Source organism: Kitasatospora sp. NPDC090091, from assembly GCF_044747365.1.
In the GTDB taxonomy this organism is placed as follows: Bacteria; Actinomycetota; Actinomycetes; order Streptomycetales; family Streptomycetaceae; genus Kitasatospora.
Genome location: NZ_JBIVDY010000027.1, coordinates 47,017 through 64,764 on the forward strand (window position 1 = coordinate 47,017; position 17,748 = coordinate 64,764).

A 17,748-nucleotide genomic window follows, 5' to 3' on the forward strand; every position below is an offset into this window, starting at 1 on the left:
AGTATGGGGCACTGTGTCGACCAATCATCCTGCCAATTCGACGGCCGCCCCCGGGGCACCGGAACCCGGCGCAGCACCGTCCTCCGCCTCCGAACCGTCCGACGCCCTGGCGGCGACTGCCGCCGCCTCCCCATCCGCGCTCCCGGACGGCCCGCTCCCCTGGCACCGCAGACTCGCGCGCGGGGCCTTCGCCGACCTCAGCCCGCTGCGCGACAACGCCGACTACCGCCGGGTCTGGTTCGGCCAGGCGGTCTCCTCCATCGGCCAGCAGATGACCGCCGTCGCCGTCTCGGTCCAGGTCTACGACCTCACCGGCTCCAGCTTCGCCACCGGCCTGGTCGGACTCTTCTCCCTCTTCCCCCTGATCGCCTTCGGCCTCTACGGCGGCGCGATCGCCGACACCGCGGACCGCCGCCGCCTCGGCCTGATCGGTTCCGCCGGCCTCGCCGCCGTCTCCGCCGTCCTGGCCGCCCAGGCCATCGCCGGTCTCGGCCTGGTCGCCGTCCTCTACGCCGCCGTGGCCGTCCAGGCCGGCTTCTTCGCACTCAGCTCGCCCGCCCGTTCGGCGATGATCCCGCGCCTCGTCCCGGCCCACCAGCTCCCCGCGGCGAACGCCCTGAACACCGTCAGCATGAACCTCGGCCTGACCGTCGGCCCCATGCTCGGCGGCGTCCTGATCGGCGCCTACGGCGCCCAGGCCGCGTATCTCGTCGACACCGTCGCCTTCGCCGCCACCCTCTACGCGATGTGGCGCCTGCCCACCATGCTCCCTCTCGGCGAGCGCAAGGGCCGCGCATCCGTCCTGGACGGCCTGCGCTTCCTCCGCGAGCAGCCCAACCTGCGCACCAGCTTCCTCGCCGACCTCGCCGCCATGATCTTCGGCATGCCGCGCGCCCTCTTCCCGGCCATCGCGGTCACCTTCTACGCCGGCGACGCCCGCACCGTCGGCCTGCTGGTCTCCGCCCCCGCCGTCGGCGCCCTGGTCGGCGCCCTCTTCTCCGGCTGGGTCGGCAAGGTCAACCGCCAGGGCGCCGCCGTCCTGGCCGCCGTCGCCGCCTGGGGCCTCGCCATTGCCGCCTTCGGTCTGATCCACAACCTCTGGTTCGGCCTCTTCCTGCTCGCCGTCGCCGGCTGCGCCGACACCGTGAGCATGATCTTCCGCAACACGATGATGCAGGTCGCAGCCCCGGACGAGATGCGAGGCCGCCTGCAGGGCATCTTCATCGTGGTCGTCGCCGGCGGCCCCCGCCTCGGCGACTTCGAGTCCGGCGCCGTCGCCTCCCTCACCAGCCCCGCCACTTCCGTCGTCACCGGCGGCCTGGCCTGCGTCGCCGCCATCCTCCTCCTCGCCGCCCGCCGCCCCGCCTTCCTCCGCTACGACGCCCGCAACCCCACCCCCTGACCCCACCACCCCGCCACCCCGATACCTGGCAGCGAGCACCCCCCGACGTGCTGTATTGTTTTCCACGTCGCCGGGACACCGGCAACAAGGTCGAGAAGCCCCACAGTAGAGCCCCCCAGGCTCCGCCAAAGGCACCGAGACCACGGGACGTGGCGCAGCTTGGTAGCGCACTTGACTGGGGGTCAAGGGGTCGCAGGTTCAAATCCTGTCGTCCCGACATTATGTCGGAAGGCCGCTGGCCGGGAGAGATCCCAGGCCAGCGGCCTTTTTGTTGATGGACTGGCAGGTGCTCGGCGGCCGTGGCGCTGCTGTTTTGCGATCTTGCTAGGGACCAGCCGGGGACCGCAGCCGTCAGCCGAAGGACCGCCGCAAGCTGCTGCAGCGGCGGCACGCCTGTTCGCACACGGGTCGCCGGCCCGGGAGGGACTTGGGCAGTTCGATCACGGCGTCGGATGCACAGGTGCTCGACGAGCAGAGCCTTGAGGTTGCGGCCGTCGATGAGCGTGCGGCAAGCGCAGCGCCCCGCTGCAGGGATGGAGCAGCGCCGATCAGGGAGACCGACCTGCGTTCCTCGCTGATGCCGGTTTGGTCTCTCTTGTCGGATCTGGATATGCGATGGCAGAGCTCGAAGCGCTGCTGGTCGGGGAGCTGCCCCTCGCTACGGACCCACAGATCGGGACCGTAGCGAGGGCGGCGACGTTCGACTTCACGGTGCCGCAACCACCTGCTGTCAGCAGAACCGCGTGCGAAGCCCGCCCACCGTCGCCAGGCTACGGTGGGCAACTTTGATTGGTGTACCTGGAGTTGTCAGCGTCACAAGTCGGCCAGCGCTACACCCTCCAGTGGCATAAGCCGTGACGGCCCGCTCAGCCTGACCATGGAGATCTCGCGATAGTCAGCTGTCCGTTCACCAGGAAGAGATCGAGCGACAGCCCGCTGTCGAGTACGGCGAGAACGTCGACCTGGTGCTGGACCTGGATGTATCCGGCGCGGATCGGTCCGACGAAGACGCTGAGTGTCGGGGAGTCGGGGGTCGGCCGCTCCAGGGTGGCTTCACCTACGGCCGGTTCCCTCCATGGGTCGAGGACAACCTCGACGCTGACGGTTCGGCCGCCTATCAGTTCGCCAATCAGATCCCGTGGCTGACGTACGTATTCCAGAAGTTCATCGATCTCCCGCGGCGTCGGTTGAAACAGGGAGATCCAGCCGTCAATCTGCCAGGCCGACACCCACTCCTTCATGTCCGCGGACGGGATCCGCTGGTTGGCTGCCACGGATCCCATGGCATGGGCGAGACGGCGCGAGGTTATCCCAGAGGTAAGCAGCTTCAGAGCCTGGGCTGTGTCAACGCCGTGCCGCAGGTACCAGCCGGTCTCAAGGTGGAGACGGGTGCGGGAACCGAGGTCGCCGAGCTGCGTGTTGACCAGGTGGATCAGCGCACCGAGGGTCCAGGACAAAGCGTGCTCGAAGGTGCGACTGATGTTGTCGACAGTCTGTTCCAGTGCCCACACCCGCTCCACAGTCGGCAGCCAGCGCTGTGCGAGGCGGGGGATGGGCAGGCCGGAGATCCAGTCGGTGATCGCTTGGCTCACCGGCACTTCCAGGGGGCTGCCTCGGTGCTCCCGGTCGGTGAACCTCCAGTTTCCCGCGACCTCGGGCAGACCGAGCAGCGTGTCGAGGACGCTGTGCTCGGCTAGGAAGTCGAGCGTGCGGCGAAGCGGCCACTCGTCCGGGGCCAGCGGCCATCCTTCGAAGTCGTCTTCCCACTGTGGCTCGTCACGGTGTGCTGTCAGGGCGAGGATCTCAATGGTGAGCCAGCGGGCGAGCTCGTCGAGGTTGCGGGCGGTGAATAGGCTGGTTCCGGTGGTGGCCCAGCGCCTGCGGGCCACGGGGCTGGTCGCTGCGTGAACGGCGGCGACCTTCTCGGCCAGCGACAGCCACCTCGAGCGCGCCTGGGGGTCCTCTACGAGCTGTAGCGCGGGGAGGTTCTCGACGGCCTTGAGGGGGGTGCTGTCCAAGGCAGGCATCGAGCTGAGGGCATCCACCGTGAACCATACGTAGGCGGCGAAGTCCGCGACCAGCGTGCCCGCGAGGTTAAGCACCTCGTCGGCGTCGTCTCGGACCCTGTTCTCGGCCTCGGCGAGCTGCTCCAGGATCTCGGCGTCCAACAGGGCCGAGGTGACGTGTAGCTGGTCGTCGCTCGGGGTGAGTCGGTCGAAGTCGGCAGTAGTGGGTGTGACCTGCCGAGTGAGAAGTATCCATCCCTCGCTCTCGCGCCCGGCGCGCCCAGCCCGGCCGACCGCGTTCAGCAGCTCCGCGTCGGTCATCTGCCGTTGCCGTTCGTAGGTACGGAAGTCTCCGTCGATCGAATGATGGACGATGACTGTGCGTACAGGCAGGTTGACGCCGTCGGTCAAGGTGCTGGTGCTGGCGATCGCCAGGAGCTGCCCGGTGCGCAACGCGTCCTCGATCGCCTCTAGGACATCGTCGGGCAGCGCGCCGTGGTGGTAGGCGACGCCCTTGCGTGCGCACGACACCAGGGGGTGTTCCTCCCCTAGGGTTTCGGATAGGTAGACGGCCAAGGGTTCGGCCTCGGCCCGCGCTTCCAGGTGATCGGCTATTGCGCGTGCGGTGTTGCGGGCGTCCTTTCTTGTTGAGACGACCATTAGCACGCTGCCCTTGGTCGCCAGGTAGGCGGCGCCTGCCGCGAACAGCTGGTAGTTCGCGGTGCCGCCTGCGAGCAACGTGTTCTTGCCCCAGTCCCCTTCGTATGTCTCGGCGAATGATCGCCGCCCGAGCTCCCGGGTGAGCAGCACCGTCGGTTTCGACGCCGTGGTGGGGCGTAGGGCCATCCGCAGGGCCATGGGCACTACAGCTTTGATGCGCCCGCGGGCTCTCTTGGTGGGCTTGCGCTCAGTCCGCTCCACGCGATCTCGCATGTAGTGCGGGGACAGCAACCCGTGCAGGCGCCGCGGTCCACGCCAGGTGTCGCTGAAGAACACCTCCTCCGGCGGGCGGGTCGGGTCCAACCAAGACGCCAGCGCCGCCCGGTTCCCCACGGCTGCGGACAGCAGCACTAGCCGCGGCGCACCCGGGTGAACCTGGCAGAACGCCAGCAGTCCCTCCAGCACAAAGCCTCGTTGGGCTTGCGCCATGTGATGGGCCTCGTCCACCACGATCAGCCCAACGCCGTCGAGGGCTTCCACGGGATCGTGGCGCAGCATGTGCATCAGCCGTTCGGGGGTGAGGATCTCCACGTCGTCGTTGAGATTCCCCAACGTCCTGTCACCGATGGGGAAGTCCGGCAGATCGGAGGCCAGCCGCCGTCCCAGCAGCCGCAGCCGACCACGCAGGGCTTGCCGCATCTCGCGGCCGAGGCTGCGCATCGGCGACACGTACAGCACCCGGCCGTGGGCTTGCGCCAGATGCGTGCAGATCACCAGCTGTGCCATGAGCGTCTTGCCTGCGCTTGTGGGTACGCTGATGAGGCTGCGCGTCGTCGCGGGGTCGACAGGGTTCCCTCGGTCGAGTTCGAGCAGTTTGCGCTGCGGGGGCCACAGCGTGAGCACCGGGGGGTTGGAGAGTGCGAAGGTTCGGGCGACAGCCGGCGGCGTGCCTGGTGGCAGTAGCTGGTAGAGGCTGCTGTCAGAGAGGTCGTCGCTGAGCTCGAGTAGGTGCGAGGCCACCCAGCGTGCCAGCAGGTCACTGGTACCGGTTTGCTGCGCCACGACGTCCCCGAGTAGTTGCACCGCGGTGTCGAGGTCGTTGTGGTCGCCGAATGCGAGGTGCTGGTGGAGGTGGTGAACTGCGTTGACGACGGCCTCGGCCGGACCATACATGGTGCCGGCTAGAGTGTCCGGCCGATCGAAGCGGCGGCCGAGAAGTGCGCGGAGTTGGGCGAGCTGGCGGCGCCAAGCCCGAAGCGCCGTGGTGAGTTTGGGGCGGTCCATGCCGAGGAAGGCCACGCCCGCTTCGAGAGCGAGGGTTTCGATGTGGTCGGGGAGTTCTGCGTCGATTCTTACGAGCCGTTCGACTGCGCGGTAGACCGCGGCGGCGTTGGGGTCCTGCTCGCATCGCCGGTAGCCGGCCTGGGCGGCGAATGCGATCTTCAGACGCTCGGTATCGTCGTGCTCACCGGCGAGGGCGAGGTCGAGGACGTGCGCACTGACCGCGAACGCGTGACGGACCTGGGCGGGGTCATAGTCCGCGGCGCCGGGGCTGACTGCGGCAAGGCCATGGAGAAGCCACGCCGTGTTCAGGACATCCTCCGGAACACCAGCGTCGGCCCGCACGGCGTTGATCTCCAGCTCCGTCAGCAAGGCAAGAAGCCCCGCAGGGGCTGGGAGGATCGCACCGCTGTGATCACCAAGGGCAAGGGTCAAGACCTGAAGGTCTAGAGTGCGTTCCACACATAGCTCCTCACATCCTTGGCGAACTCGCCGAGTTCGTCGATGCCGATAATCAGCCCTGCCATCGCGCCGTCGTGCTTGTGTGAGGTGAAGTGCGTGTGAGACAGGTGGAATGCCTGCTGCGGGACCGCGGTCTCGTCGAGTGCCACGCTCACCCCCGCGTTGCTGGAAGGGGCTGCCTGCACCCACTGCCGCACGAGGGTGCTGACAAACGCGTGTGAGTCCTTGGAAAGGTGTTTGTCGGCGAACGACATCATTGCCAGGTATTCGGCCCCGCTCGTGCCGAGCTGACGCCACGCGTTCCGGATCGTCGTTCCCACATCGCTTGACTTTGCGGGGTCTGCCGTGAACTTCTTCATCTCCCATAATCTGAAGGAGAATCCACCCTCCGCACCTGTCAAACGGTGAACGACGATACCGTCACCACCACTGTCCGTCACCGTGCCGCTCGGCGAGTTGATGATCTCGATTGTACGGTCGGCCCCCGGCGGGAGCTCGCGCGTCGTCAGGTACCACAGCCACTCGCCGACGTATCCGATGAGAGCGTTGGTCGCCTCCTCTCCCGCCGCCTTGAACACCGGTATGGCGAAGGCGAGCACCTCCGCGCGGTCGTCGCCAGTCAGCTTCGTTTCCGAGAGCACGGCATGCCGCCACAGGCTGTAGGCCGCCGGCTGATTGCCTGTGCGATCCCTCATGACCGAATCGGCCACGATCCACGCCGCCGCCGCCCGTGCCTCCGCGCTCAGGTCGTCGAAGACGACCAGCTCCCACGGACATACCTGCCCGCGTCCCTTACACGAGCGGTCGAACAGTGCAGTTAGCCGCCCACCGACAGCATCAGCTCGTCGCTGCGCGTCGTAGGCCGGTATTGAGGCCACTCCAGACTCCTCACGCCCCTGGGGGAGTACATCCTAGGGAGCACATCTGTTCCATGGCGGCCAGACATCGGTGGCGGCTCACTCAGGGAGTGGACAGTCCTTGCACCGACGGCGCGAGGCTGAACGGTCTGTGGGTCAACAGTAGTCGCGGGTGGAGGAGGAGTCCCTTCCCGCCGCCGCTTCATTTGCGCCAAGTCATCTATAGGAAACGAGGGTTGTCAGTGTCGTCGGCTAGGGTCGCGTCGTGATTATCGACCGCGACGCCCGTGTTGTACCTCCTCGCTCCAGCCACAGAGCGATCTCGCGTGCCATGGGAAGGCTGATCGGCAAGTCTGACCGAGACGACCAGCTTCGAGCGTTCCTCTGGGTTGGGCAGTGCCGGATCGCCCGAGGTGTCGAGGACGGTTGGGAAGGCCACATCGCCCGGCTCGAGCGCGAGCTGAGTGAGGCGAGGCGCAGGGAGTCCCACCGTTACGAGTTCAACGAGGTGAAGGACTTTCAGCGGTCGGAATGTCGCGGGGCGGCGAGCGACGTTTGCGAGCAGGTACGCGCCGAGTTGGACGAGGCTTGTGAGGCACTGGAGGAGTGTCGGCAGGCTCAGTGGCTCACCAGTACCGCCCTCGACGATCTCGCCCCACTCGACCACCAGCTCAGTGAGGCCGTTGAGCGCCTGGATCTTCTGCTGTCCAGGGACCGTGAGCGACTGCACCTGCTTGCCCTTCGGGAGGAGTACTACCGGCGCCGTAAGACGAGGAGCGGTGCGCTGACCCTCGGCGGCATTGATGTTCTGAAGCTCGAGGGTCTGACGCGGCTCGTCCGGGACCTTCTGAAGGAGGACGGCTGGACTGAGCTCAGCGAGCACCCTTCGCGAGCCGGCATCATCGTTGCGCAGTCAGAGGCTGGCCATACGGCCGCAGTGTGTGTACAGGGTTCGATGTGGCCCGAGAAGGAGCGCGGCTTCAACGTCGCCGCGATCCAAAGGGCGCGACAGATGACCGCTCATCTTGAAGCCGACGCCGTCGTCATGGTGCGGAATGGCGTGCCCACTCGGCCCGGGCGACGCTACGCACAGACCCACGCCGTCACGTTAGTGGACCGAGACACCCTCATGCGGTGGGCCGTGTGGCGCTTCCCCCTGGACATCAGCTACGACGACAGTTGGGCAGAGGTGGGGGCATGACGCACATCAACTGGAAGACCAAAGTCAAGATGCCGTCACTGGAGGAGGTCTCCTACCGGGACGCACTCAGGGAACTGGTCCGCGACGCCACGGACGACGACCTGCTGGCCGCTTTCCTCTACCACACCGAGGGTGAGGTCATCGGAGAAGTCTACGAGAGCGCATACGAATTCCTGCGCCAGGTGGAGTCGGAGGTCGACAGGGCGAAGCGTCTCAGACCAGCCGAGCAGCCGTTGCCCGTTCGCGCGGACTACCTGCATGCGTGCGAAAGGCTTCAAGACCAGCTTGAAGCGGAGCTTGATCACGCCATCAAGCGCGAGAAGGAGGCGATCGCCACCCTTGAGAAGCACTACTCCGAGGCAGGGGCAACTGATCTCTCGGGACGCTACCGCAGGGACGCCCCGACTCCCGTCTCACTGGAGAAGGCCGGCCGGCTGGAGTGCGACCTGCAGGTAGCTCGACGACGGCTCGCGGCCGTCTTGCGCGAGCACGCCGAGACAATGCACCAGATTGCACTGCGCGAGGCTGACTACCTGGCGTTCATCCGCACTCCCGGAAGCGTTCAGCTCTCCTCCCTCAATGCCATGACGTACAGCGAATTCGAACAAGCCGCCGCCGCCCTTGCGCGGCGTGACGGCCTGGAGGTGGTACGAGGTCGTGGCGGGCGTGGGGACCTTGGCGCCGATGTGATCGCATTAGCCAGTGACGGACGCAGGATCGTCATTCAGTGCAAGCATCGCAGGAGTCAGAAGCGGCCCTGCGGCTCGGAAGTAATTCAGACGGTCAACGGCACGGCCCGACCTGAACACGGAGCCGACATCGCGGTGGTTCTAACAAACGGTACGTTCACCCAGCCAGCGCGCGAACTCGCAGACAGGCACGGGATTCACCTGCTCTGGGGAGACCGATTGGAGCGATGGGCTACCTGGGGAACCCCGATTCTCGAGGTGCTGGACGAGGATCACCATGGACTTGAGCGGGCCCCTGACCTTGCCGAGAATTCGGCTAATTGAGAGTCGGCCGGATGTCGATTGAGGACTTGTCCCTGTTCGGCCTGAGCCACACAGGCTCCTCCGGTCAGCTCCGCCGAATCAGTACCCCTCTACATTGCTAGGTGTTTGACCCGAGTATTCGGTCCACGATTCAACAGTTCAGAAGGGTGTGGCCGTCTTGGCTCACTGGACCAGCCGCAAGTGACGGATACCTGGCCGGCCACCAGATCATGCACAACATCCTGCACCGCCTGGAGGAGTTCGACGCCGGACCGGTCGACATCCTGCTGTACCTGTGCGCGAGCCAGGAGGATGCAGACGACGGCTACAACGCGATGTGCCGACACCGGGTGCTCGCGGACACGCTGCTGCTCTCGGCAGAGGCCCACGGCGTGGACACCCTCGGCGCCATATTCGTGACCCCGACTCACTGGTGGGTCTACCACCACGACAACCCCCACTACCGGGTCGAGGGAATGCCGGTGGATGGGCCAGACAACCCTGGCGTCGTCACCATGAACGCCCGCGCCCTCGGCATCCCGACGCCGCCCAGCGAAGCTGGGATCCTCGCCGCCCTCGAGCCCGTCACCGGGAGGGATGCCGAAGCCCAGCGGTCTGCGATCGCGGAGGCGATCGGCCTGCGGGCCGAGCGCGTGCGGTCCAGCGGCTTCGACGCCGAGACCGAACGACTCGCGGCGATCTTCGACCGGCTACTGCTGGGCGGCGGCGACGGCACCCCGCTGACGGACCTCACCCCCGAGCAGACGGCAGAGCTCATCGTCGGCCTGCGGCACCGGCCCCTGCGGGACATCGCGCTCGGCTACAGCGAACCGAGCAAACTCCCGCGTGCCCGCGAGCTGTGGGCGCTGCTCACCCGCCGCTGCGCAAGCGACAGCACGACCTTCGCCACCGCACCCTTGACCCTCGCCGGGTTCGCCGCCGCCGTCGACGAGGAGATCCCGGCCGCACTCATCGCCCTCGACCGGGCAAGGACGGTCGACCCGCGCTACCTTCTGGCCAAACTCCTCATGGAGCAGCTCGTGATGACGGGCTCCGTAGACGGGATCACCGACAGGATCCGGCAGGAGCGCGAAGACCGCCTTCGCCGCCGCGACAGCTGACCGTCCGGCCGGGGGGGGGGCGCTTGGCGCCCGCCCCGGCCGTGGCCCGCCCAACCCTTTCGACCACAACCAGGGGGACACCGTGGAGTACGGCGAACAGCAACCCGAGCCAGACGACGACCCGGCGCCGGCCGTCGCCGACCCCGCCACGAGGGAAATCCGGGTCCTCGCCGACCTGTGCGGCACCTGCATCTACCGGCCGGGGAACCTGATGAACCTCGCGCCTGGCCGCGTGCGGCAGCTCGCCCACGAGGCACTGGCCCACAACGGGCACATCGTCTGCCACTCCACCCTGCCCGCCCTCGCCCCGCCCGGCACGAAGGGCGCGATCTGCCGAGGCTTCGCCAACGCCCACGGCAACGCGATCTTCGCGCTGCGCATCGGTGCCGCCTTCGGCCGCATCGTGGAGGTCCCGCCGCCGGCGAAGACGAGCGACTGACCTCCGAGAGGTAGGCCGAGGCCTCCACGCTGGCCGAGACGCGAGAGCATCACGGCCAGCGTGCACGACTGGTCGTCGTTCTCCGCTTAGGCCGGCAGAAGGTGCCGGTTCATCCAGCGGTTCTCCTCGGTCCTGTCCCGCAGCGGCGCGAACAGCCAGGGCGCGAGTCGCGGAGCTGGCACGGCGCCGACCTGCTCGACCGGGTGCAGGAGCCCCTGTCCGCACATCTCGGCGGTCCACACCGTGAACCGTGCGTTCGGGAAGGCGGGGTTGATACCGATCTCCCCCTTGGGGCATGTGCCGTTGAACGGGGTAGCGATGCCCTCGGTGTTCCAGTAGGCCCAGGCCTCCAGAGCCTTGGCCTGCTCGAAGCAGTGGTAGAGCTGCGGGTACCGGTCGAGGAGGCGGACGTCGCGGAAGAGGAGCTGGCCGAGCAGGCCCGGGGTGGCGCGCGTCAGCATGTCGAGGTCCGCGCCGTGGAAGGTGATCGCCGTGGCGTCCTGGTCCGGGGCCAGCGCGGTGGCGGCGAAGAGGTGGGACATGCGTCGGCGGACGTAGCCGGCGACCCCGGGCGTCAGGCCGGCCTCGATACGGCCGACGAGGCTGAGGAGGCGGGCGTGGTCCGGGTGGAACCGGCCGAGGTCGAACAGCGTGCCCATGCCTTCCACAGCGGCGAACGCGAGGTCCTTGTACAGACGGTTGTTCATCTCCCCGCGGTCCGCGTACTCCCGGGTCGCCGGGCTGGTGGAGTGGAGCATCAGGTACTCGGCCACGGTCTCGAAGTACACGTAACCCAGGTAGGGGAGCACCGGGACCGTCGCGGCGAGGTCGTTGAGGAACGCCTCGTCCGCTGTTGCTGCGCCGCTGGCAGTGCGCAGGAGCGTGTCGAGGAAGGGCGCAGCGGCCCGGACCCGGTCCACGACGGAGCGCGTGACTTGGTCGTCTTCCTCGCTGGTGAGCACATGGCGGAACGCCTGGTGGGTGCGCAGGTGGATGCCGCCCAGGCGGAGGTAGTCCAGGCCCTTGGCTGGCGCCGGGCCGCTGGGGGTGACCTCGATGATCAGGGGCGTGCTGTTGCTGCGGCTCTCCAGGGTGGTTCGGCTCTCCAGCATGTGCGCGCCGAGGTTGTGGGGCCGCAGCGCGCCGCCGGCGGTCGGAGTGAGCGGGGAGCCGTAGATGGCGCCGACCAGGCACCCGGTGGAGGCCAGGAGCTGTTCGCTGGTGCGGACAGCGTCCAGGGAGCGGGTCAGGTGCAGGAGGTGGATGGGGGCGCCGGAGGCCAGCGCGCGGAGCATGGCGTTGTCCTGCACGAGGTGCCCATTGGGGGCCTGTGCGAGGTGCCGGCGCCAGTCGCTCTCGCTCTCGGCGAGTCCGGTGGGGCAGGGGCGGTTGCGGGGGGCGTGGAAGTCGATGTGGGCGTGGTCCCAGTCGGCGTGCACGGAAGGGGGTCTCCTACTCGGCGAGGGTGGCGTGGAGCGCGTGCTCCAGGGCTTGGGTGTGGGTGGCGCCGGCGAGGTGCGCCTGTTCGCTGTGGACCACCAGGTCATGGGCGGCGGCGGGCAGCCAGGCCGGGACGGGAAGGCGCAGGCGGCCGAGATCGGGCCACCAGCGGGCCAGGGGCAGCCGGTACCGGTCGAGGGCGTCGGCGGCCTTCAGCAGGTCCACCGCTTCCCGGTGCCGGCGGTAGGCGTCGGCATGGTCGTCCGTGAACGCCTCATGGGCGGTGTCGTGGAGGGCGACGGCGATGATCGCCTCGGCCGTCGGCTCGGCGCCGAGGACGGCGGCCACCGTCTCGGCGTTGCCGGCCAGCCAGCCGGCCGCGCGCTGGCCGTGGCCGGGGTCGTCCCGGTCGGTGTGGCGCCGGCAGTCGTGGCAGGCCGCCGCGACGGCCAGGGCCCGCGTCCGGGCGGGGTCGAGACCGCGGGTGTGGGCCAGGAGCTGGACCAGGACGGCGACGCGGGCGCCGTGCCGGACGCCGTGGATCGAGCCAGCCGTCTCCGTGCGGGCGAACCAGGACTCATCGGGTACCAGCAGGAGCGGCCGGTGTGGCATGGTGGCCCGGACACCCGGCCCTGACGGGCGGCTGCAGGCGATCCAGGACAGGGTGGCCGCGTCCATCACCTGGTGGTCCGGCAGCCGGTTCGCCTCGGCGAGCTCGCGCAGCGACGGCCCGCCGGGATGCGGTGTCGATGTGATCATGAAGTTCCTCGAGTTGGGATCGGGTGCGATGGGCGTCACGCTGGGCGTAGTGGTGCTGACCATGGGGAACCGGCCTGCGGAGCTGCGGGCGCTGCTGGACTCGGTGGAGGCCCAGGAGGGCGACGGCGCCGTTCGGACCGTGGTGCTCGGGCAGGGCATCAAGCTGCCCGAGCTGCCCGGGTGGGTGGACGCGGTGGAGCTGCCGGAGAACCTGGGCATCCCCGGCGGCCGTAACGCCGGCGTGGAGCGGCTGCGCGAGCTGGGCGGCGTCGACGTCCTGGTGGTCCTGGACGACGACGGTCTACTGCCCCGCACGGACACCTTCCGGCTGATCCGGGAGGCCTTCGAGGAGAACCCGCGCCTGGGCATCGTGAGCTTCCGGATCGCGGACGAGACCGGGTTCACCCAGCGCCGGCACGTCCCTCGCCTCGGCGCGTCAGACCCGATGCTCTCCGGCGAGGTCACCACCTTCCTCGGCGGCGGCCACGCGATCCGCATGTCCGTGATCGACCAGGTCGGGCTGTTCCCCGCCCCGTTCTTCTACGCCCACGAGGAGACCGACTTCGCCTGGCGCGCCCTGGACGCCGGCTGGCGCATCGACTACCGCGCCGACATGGTCCTCCAGCACCCCCGCACCGACCCAGCCCGGCACGCCACCTACTACCGCATGACCGCCCGCAACCGCGTCTGGCTGGCCAAACGCCACCTCCCCGCACCCCTGGTGCCGATCTACCTCACCTCCTGGGCCGCCTACACGATGCTGCGCCGCCCGCCGATGTCCGGGCTGAAGGCCTGGTGGGGCGGGTTCTTCGAGGGCATCCGGGTGTCCTGCCCGCCGCGCCGCCCGATGCGGTGGAGCACCGTGCAGCGGATGGCGAAGCTGGGCCGGCCGCCGGTGTTCTGACGGCCGGCCCGGGACGGACACCGCCCACGGTCTTCGGTCAGGCGGCCAGGACGGCCGCGGTGGGCGCGGTGAACCAGTCCGGGATCGCTCCGGGGGTGGACTTGAGCCAGCTCACGTACCGGTCGATGCCGTCGGAGAGGGCGACCGTGGGCCGCCAGCCCAGCAAGTCGAAGGCCCGGCGGGTGTCGGCGTAGCCGCCGCGCGGGTCACCCTCGGGCATCGGCGTCTCCTTGAGCACCGCCTCGGGGTAGTGCGCCACGATCAGCTCGGCGATCTCCCGGACCGACGTCGCCACCCCGGTACCGATGTTGACCGTCTGCCCGGCAACCTGGTCGGCGACCAGCGCCAGGATGGTGGCGTTGGCGATGTCGTCCACGTGCACCATGTCGCGCACCTGCCGGCCGCCGCCGTTCAGCCGCAGTGGCCGGCCCGTCTCGGCGGACATCGCCAGCCACGGCACCATCCACGAGTGCGAGCCGGGCTTGGGTACCTGCGGGTCCCCGTAGACGGAGAAGTACCGCACGATCGAGAACTCGGTGCCGTAGCCGCCGAGCATCAGCCGCACCTGGTTCTCGCCCCACAGCTTGGTGTTGGCGTAGACCGAGATCGGGGTGAGCGGCTGCTCCTCGCTGAACCGGGCCGCGCCGCTCGCGGCCGGGTCCCCGTCGCCGTAGACCGAGGCGGAGGACACGAACACCAGGCGCTTCACCGACGACTCGGCGATCGCGTCCAGGACGGTCTGGGTGCCGTGCACGTTGGCGGCGAACGCGGTGTCGGGCCGGCGGGTGCAGGCGGCGACGTCGGCGTACGCGGCGGCGTGGATCACGAAGTCCGCGCGGCCGGCCAGCCACTTCACAGTCGCCCGCTCGCGGACGTCGCCGAGCACCACATCGGCCGCGTGCCGGTCCACGTCGAACCGGTCCCGCACCGAGTGCGGGTAGGCGTCGAACCGGTCCAGGACGACCGGATGGGCACCATGTGCGGCGAGTTGGGCGACGATGCGGCTGCCGACCAGTCCGCCGCCTCCGGTGACCAACACGCTGGAACCGGCGAGCTCACGCAACCGCGGGTCGGGGTACGCCTCAGCCATGAGGGCTGCCTCCTCTGAAGTGCGGGGTTGTGATCTCAGTGAAGCCTCAGGCCGCGCACCGGCGGTACGGTGATGGGCCTCCCGACTCGTTCAATCCGTTCAAGATCCCTACAGGGGGCAATAGTTGACTGAGCATAAGAAGCCGAACCGGCGGCTGTTAGCCGTCGTTGAGGAAGCCGGGTGTACGTACCAAGCCCTGGCGAAGGCGGTCCGGGCCGTCGCCGCCGAGGCCGAAGTGATCCTGCGCACCTCGCCATCGGCCGTCCACTCCTGGATCGCCGGCGGCACCCCAACAGGCCAGACAGCGGCCTACCTTGCGGAAGCGCTCACCCGGATGGTGAAGCGGAAGGTGACGCCCTCCGAAATCGGTCTAGGCTGCGACGGCATCGGGGAGGCCATGACCGCCGATCCCCTCGCCACTGTTGCCGACCTCGGGAGGCACCTCGTGCACCGTCGCCGCGACTTCCTCGCCCTCACGTTCTCCACCGCAGCCGTTGGGCTGCCACTCGTCTACGACCACCAAGCCGCCGCCGCAACGCTCAGCGCCGCCAGGAACGGCGGCCGCGCCGGCGCCAGAGAAGTAGCCGCGGTGCGGCAGCTCACCGCCGCCTTCCGCAGCGCCGACGACCGGCTCGGCGGCGGTCACGGCCTCACCACGGTCGTCTCCTACCTGACCGACACCGTCCTGCCGATGCTCCAGGCCAACTACCCCACCGAGGCCGTACAGCGGGCGGCCTACGGGGCGGCCGCCGAACTTGCCACCCTCATCGGCTGGAAGCTCCACGACCTCGGCCGCGAGGGCGCCGCCCAGCGGTACTACCTGCTCGCCTTCCAGCTCGCCTCCTCCTCCGAGGACGCCGGCCACGCCGCCTGGCTGATGCGCGCGCTCGTCCACCAGGCCCTCGACCTCAACCAGCCCATGAACACCGTGCAGCTGGCGGAGGCGGCGCTTGCGCGATCCCACGGCAACGTGGACCACGGCACGCAGGCGCTGCTCCTCGTGACAGCGGCACGCGCCTACGGTGCGAGCGGCGAGGGCCAGAAAGCCGCTCGGGCACTCCTCGCGGCCGAGGGCGCAGTGCTTGCCTCCAGAGATGTCGTCCCCACCTACGCCGCCGCATCCGGTCCGGTCGAAGCCACCGTGGCGTCGCACATGGGCAGGACCCTGACCGCGGTGAAGGACTACGCGGCGGCCGAACGGCACTACCGCGCCGCGCTGGAAGGGCGCGAGTCCGGCGCCTACCAGCGGGTTCGTGGCTTGACCCTCGCCAACATCGCCACGTCCGTCGCGGCGCAGTCCCGCCACGAGGAAGCCGTGATCCTGTGGGGCCAGTGCCTCGACCTGATGGACGGCGTGGCGTCCAACCGGAACCGGAAGGAGCTGAAGACGGTCCGCTCAGCCATGACCGTCTACACCGGGCGTGGAATCCCTGGCGCCGCCGCTCTGGCCAAGCGCGCGGCCAAACTCGCCGCCGCCTAGCCGGCCCTCCGATCGGGCTTGAGAGCGCCATCGGCGAGCACGCCGCTGACCTCGACGGTCAAGTCAAAGGATACGTAGAGGAGTTGATGTTTCCAGCGGCCTGATCGGCTGGAGAGGCTGGGCGCGTTGGCCGGACTGCCCGGCCCCAGCCCACGGCCGGGCACGCCATACGGCGTTCCCAGCCCCGATCCGAAGGCCACCATGTCCAACCCCGCCCCGCCGGCACTCGACCGGCCCACCCCGGAGAACCTGCGGACCGCCCGCGACAAGCACCGCCGCAGCGCCGCCGACGAGACCCTCGGCCCCTCCGCCCGCCGCCACCACGAGCACGCCGCCTGCGGCTACGACTGGGCCCTCCAGGCGATCGACACCGACCCGGACGCCGTGCACCGGCACATGGGCTACGCCGCCGCCTACGCCGAGCAGGCCCGCCACCACGCCGTCTCCAGCCGCCGATGGACCCTCGTCCTGCCCGGCCCCTTCTGCGAGTGGCTGACCCGCGACGGGCGCCTCCCGGCCGCCTACACGGGCAACGAGACGGACGACCGACTGCTGCTCGCCTACCGCGCTGGCTTCGACCACCGCATCGGCCCTGAGGGCGGCTGGACCCGCACGATCCCCGCCTACGACACCCTCGCGATGTGGCGCCTGACCACCATCGCCACGCAGTTCCTCGACAGCTGCGCCACGGGGACCGGCCATTCCTCCGCTGACCTTCGCGCCGCGAAGGCCCTCACCGACCGCCTGGCTGACCTGGCCCACCGCCAGCTCGCTGCCGCCAAGTGACCCGCGAGCCGGGCCGCCGCCGCGCGGCCCGGTCCCAACCCAGGACACCTCATGCCAACTCCGAAGATCGTGATTGCCCCGCCGCCCATCCCTGCGCCCTTCCGGCGCGTGGACCTCCAGAGCCCGTACGACACCGCTCTCGCCGTCGTCGCGGACGCGCAGGCGGCACTGGCCACCGCCGCGCTCGAACTCTTCGCCGCCACCGCCAGGGCGTTCCGCCCGGGAACGGCCAGCCTCGAATTCACCACCGAAGCCGGCGGCCCACGCATCCAGGCCCTGTGGCCCGAGGTTCGCACCGTCCTGGTCGCCCCGTACCGGCGAGAGTTGTGGCGGCGCCGGGAAGGCGAACGCATATCGCTCTACGACCACCTGCGGATCCAGGACATGGAAGGCCTCCTGTCCGACGCCGTGAACGTCAGCGGCCTCCCCGTGGTCCAGATGGGCACCGGTGCCCCGGACCGCTACCTACTCCGCCTGCCCGCCCCAGACGTAGCCGGCGCGCTCGCCGCCCGACTCCGCCGCCAGCGCCCTGCTCATCAGCCTCGACTCCGAGAACGGCACTGTGGACATCGCCGTCGAACACATCGTCGGCCCGGACGGGACCTCCGTGGCCGAGATCCCCAGGGACCGGGAGTTCGCCCCCTCGCCACAGGAGGCCTGGTGGTGGCGCAGCCGCAACGAGATCGTCTGGGCGCTCCGCCACCTGTGGAGGCACCCCCAGCACCGCGCCCGCCACTTTCGGCCGGAGGGTAGCGAGTCGCAGATGTGGAACAACGGGCTCCAGGCAGTCCTCCTGCCGGCCGTCCCAGCCCTGCCCGCCGGGAAGGCCGCCTGAACCGCCTCTGAAGCCCGTGAGCCGCCCCGGGCC

The 17,748-nt window shown here is 69.2% G+C and carries 14 protein-coding genes and 1 tRNA gene; 10 read left to right on the forward strand and 5 right to left on the reverse strand.

Going from position 1 to position 17,748, the window contains the following annotated elements:
* Nucleotides 1–13 precede the first annotated feature (13 nt).
* Nucleotides 14–1,402, forward strand: a complete 1,389-nt coding sequence (locus ACIPSC_RS33670) for an MFS transporter (protein ID WP_400831901.1) — start codon at nt 14–16, stop codon at nt 1,400–1,402.
* Nucleotides 1,403–1,545: 143 nt separating this feature from the next.
* Nucleotides 1,546–1,619, forward strand: a tRNA-Pro gene (locus tag ACIPSC_RS33675).
* A gap of 649 nt (nt 1,620–2,268) precedes the next feature.
* Here ACIPSC_RS33675 and ACIPSC_RS33680 read toward each other — a convergent pair.
* Both ACIPSC_RS33680 and ACIPSC_RS33685 read right to left on the reverse strand, forming a co-directional pair.
* Entirely contained in the window at nt 2,269–5,811 is a 3,543-nt protein-coding gene (locus ACIPSC_RS33680; protein ID WP_400831904.1) for a DEAD/DEAH box helicase, read from the reverse strand.
* Complete coding sequence (locus ACIPSC_RS33685) at nt 5,796–6,689, reverse strand: hypothetical protein (RefSeq protein ID WP_400831907.1); 894 nt, start codon at nt 6,687–6,689, stop codon at nt 5,796–5,798. Before ACIPSC_RS33685 ends, ACIPSC_RS33680 begins: the two co-directional genes overlap by 16 nt.
* A 244-nt stretch (nt 6,690–6,933) precedes the next feature.
* On the opposite strand from ACIPSC_RS33685, the gene ACIPSC_RS33690 reads away from it, so the two are divergent.
* The 4 genes from ACIPSC_RS33690 (at nt 6,934) to ACIPSC_RS33705 (ending at nt 10,421) form a co-directional block, all read left to right on the forward strand.
* Entirely contained in the window at nt 6,934–7,869 is a 936-nt protein-coding gene (locus ACIPSC_RS33690) for a restriction endonuclease (protein WP_400831910.1), read from the forward strand.
* A complete protein-coding gene (locus ACIPSC_RS33695) occupies nt 7,866–8,882 on the forward strand; it encodes a restriction endonuclease (RefSeq protein ID WP_400831915.1) in 1,017 nt (338 codons plus the stop codon). Before ACIPSC_RS33690 ends, ACIPSC_RS33695 begins: the two co-directional genes overlap by 4 nt.
* Before the next feature lie 209 nt (nt 8,883–9,091).
* Nucleotides 9,092–9,982 (forward strand): DUF4192 domain-containing protein, encoded by an 891-nt coding sequence (locus tag ACIPSC_RS33700; RefSeq protein WP_400831917.1) that lies wholly within the window; start codon nt 9,092–9,094, stop codon nt 9,980–9,982.
* Nucleotides 9,983–10,064: 82 nt separating this feature from the next.
* Nucleotides 10,065–10,421 (forward strand): hypothetical protein, encoded by a 357-nt coding sequence (locus tag ACIPSC_RS33705; protein ID WP_400831921.1) that lies wholly within the window; start codon nt 10,065–10,067, stop codon nt 10,419–10,421.
* Between the two features lie 86 nt (nt 10,422–10,507).
* On the opposite strand, the gene ACIPSC_RS33710 is transcribed toward ACIPSC_RS33705, so the two are convergent.
* Both ACIPSC_RS33710 and ACIPSC_RS33715 read right to left on the reverse strand, forming a co-directional pair.
* Entirely contained in the window at nt 10,508–11,860 is a 1,353-nt protein-coding gene (locus ACIPSC_RS33710) for a hypothetical protein (RefSeq protein WP_400831924.1), read from the reverse strand.
* Between the two features lie 13 nt (nt 11,861–11,873).
* A complete protein-coding gene (locus tag ACIPSC_RS33715) occupies nt 11,874–12,620 on the reverse strand; it encodes a hypothetical protein (RefSeq protein ID WP_400831928.1) in 747 nt (248 codons plus the stop codon).
* Here ACIPSC_RS33715 and ACIPSC_RS33720 point away from each other — a divergent pair.
* Nucleotides 12,619–13,524 carry a glycosyltransferase family 2 protein gene (locus ACIPSC_RS33720; RefSeq protein ID WP_400831932.1) on the forward strand — a complete coding sequence of 302 codons (906 nt, stop codon included), beginning with the start codon at nt 12,619–12,621 and terminating at the stop codon, nt 13,522–13,524. The genes ACIPSC_RS33715 and ACIPSC_RS33720 overlap by 2 nt on opposite strands.
* A 37-nt stretch (nt 13,525–13,561) precedes the next feature.
* Here the strand turns inward: ACIPSC_RS33720 and ACIPSC_RS33725 are convergent, their stop codons facing one another.
* Nucleotides 13,562–14,614, reverse strand: coding sequence for an NAD-dependent epimerase/dehydratase family protein (locus ACIPSC_RS33725; RefSeq protein WP_400831935.1), 1,053 nt, complete (start codon nt 14,612–14,614; stop codon nt 13,562–13,564).
* Between the two features lie 124 nt (nt 14,615–14,738).
* On the opposite strand from ACIPSC_RS33725, the gene ACIPSC_RS33730 reads away from it, so the two are divergent.
* The 3 genes from ACIPSC_RS33730 to ACIPSC_RS33740 all read left to right on the forward strand — a co-directional run bounded on the left by ACIPSC_RS33730 (nt 14,739) and on the right by ACIPSC_RS33740 (nt 17,715).
* On the forward strand, nt 14,739–16,094 hold the full coding sequence (locus ACIPSC_RS33730; RefSeq protein WP_400831937.1) for a tetratricopeptide repeat protein: 1,356 nt from the start codon (nt 14,739–14,741) through the stop codon (nt 16,092–16,094).
* Between the two features lie 201 nt (nt 16,095–16,295).
* Entirely contained in the window at nt 16,296–16,880 is a 585-nt protein-coding gene (locus tag ACIPSC_RS33735; RefSeq protein ID WP_400831939.1) for a hypothetical protein, read from the forward strand.
* Nucleotides 16,881–17,442: 562 nt separating this feature from the next.
* The gene (locus tag ACIPSC_RS33740; RefSeq protein WP_400831942.1) at nt 17,443–17,715 is read left to right on the forward strand and encodes a hypothetical protein; all 273 of its coding nucleotides are present in this window, start codon (nt 17,443–17,445) and stop codon (nt 17,713–17,715) included.
* Nucleotides 17,716–17,748: the final 33 nt, after the last annotated feature.

Excerpts from the sequence above, each read along its gene's own strand:
- ACIPSC_RS33715 (WP_400831928.1), bottom strand. The coding sequence starts at position 12,620 with ATGATCACATCGACACCGCATCCCGGCGGGCCGTCGCTGCGCGAGCTC.
- ACIPSC_RS33695 (WP_400831915.1), top strand. The coding sequence starts at position 7,866 with ATGACGCACATCAACTGGAAGACCAAAGTCAAGATGCCGTCACTGGAG.
- ACIPSC_RS33720 (WP_400831932.1), top strand. The coding sequence starts at position 12,619 with ATGAAGTTCCTCGAGTTGGGATCGGGTGCGATGGGCGTCACGCTGGGC.
- ACIPSC_RS33725 (WP_400831935.1), bottom strand. The coding sequence starts at position 14,614 with ATGGCTGAGGCGTACCCCGACCCGCGGTTGCGTGAGCTCGCCGGTTCC.
- ACIPSC_RS33700 (WP_400831917.1), top strand. The coding sequence starts at position 9,092 with ATGCACAACATCCTGCACCGCCTGGAGGAGTTCGACGCCGGACCGGTC.
- ACIPSC_RS33735 (WP_400831939.1), top strand. The coding sequence starts at position 16,296 with ATGTCCAACCCCGCCCCGCCGGCACTCGACCGGCCCACCCCGGAGAAC.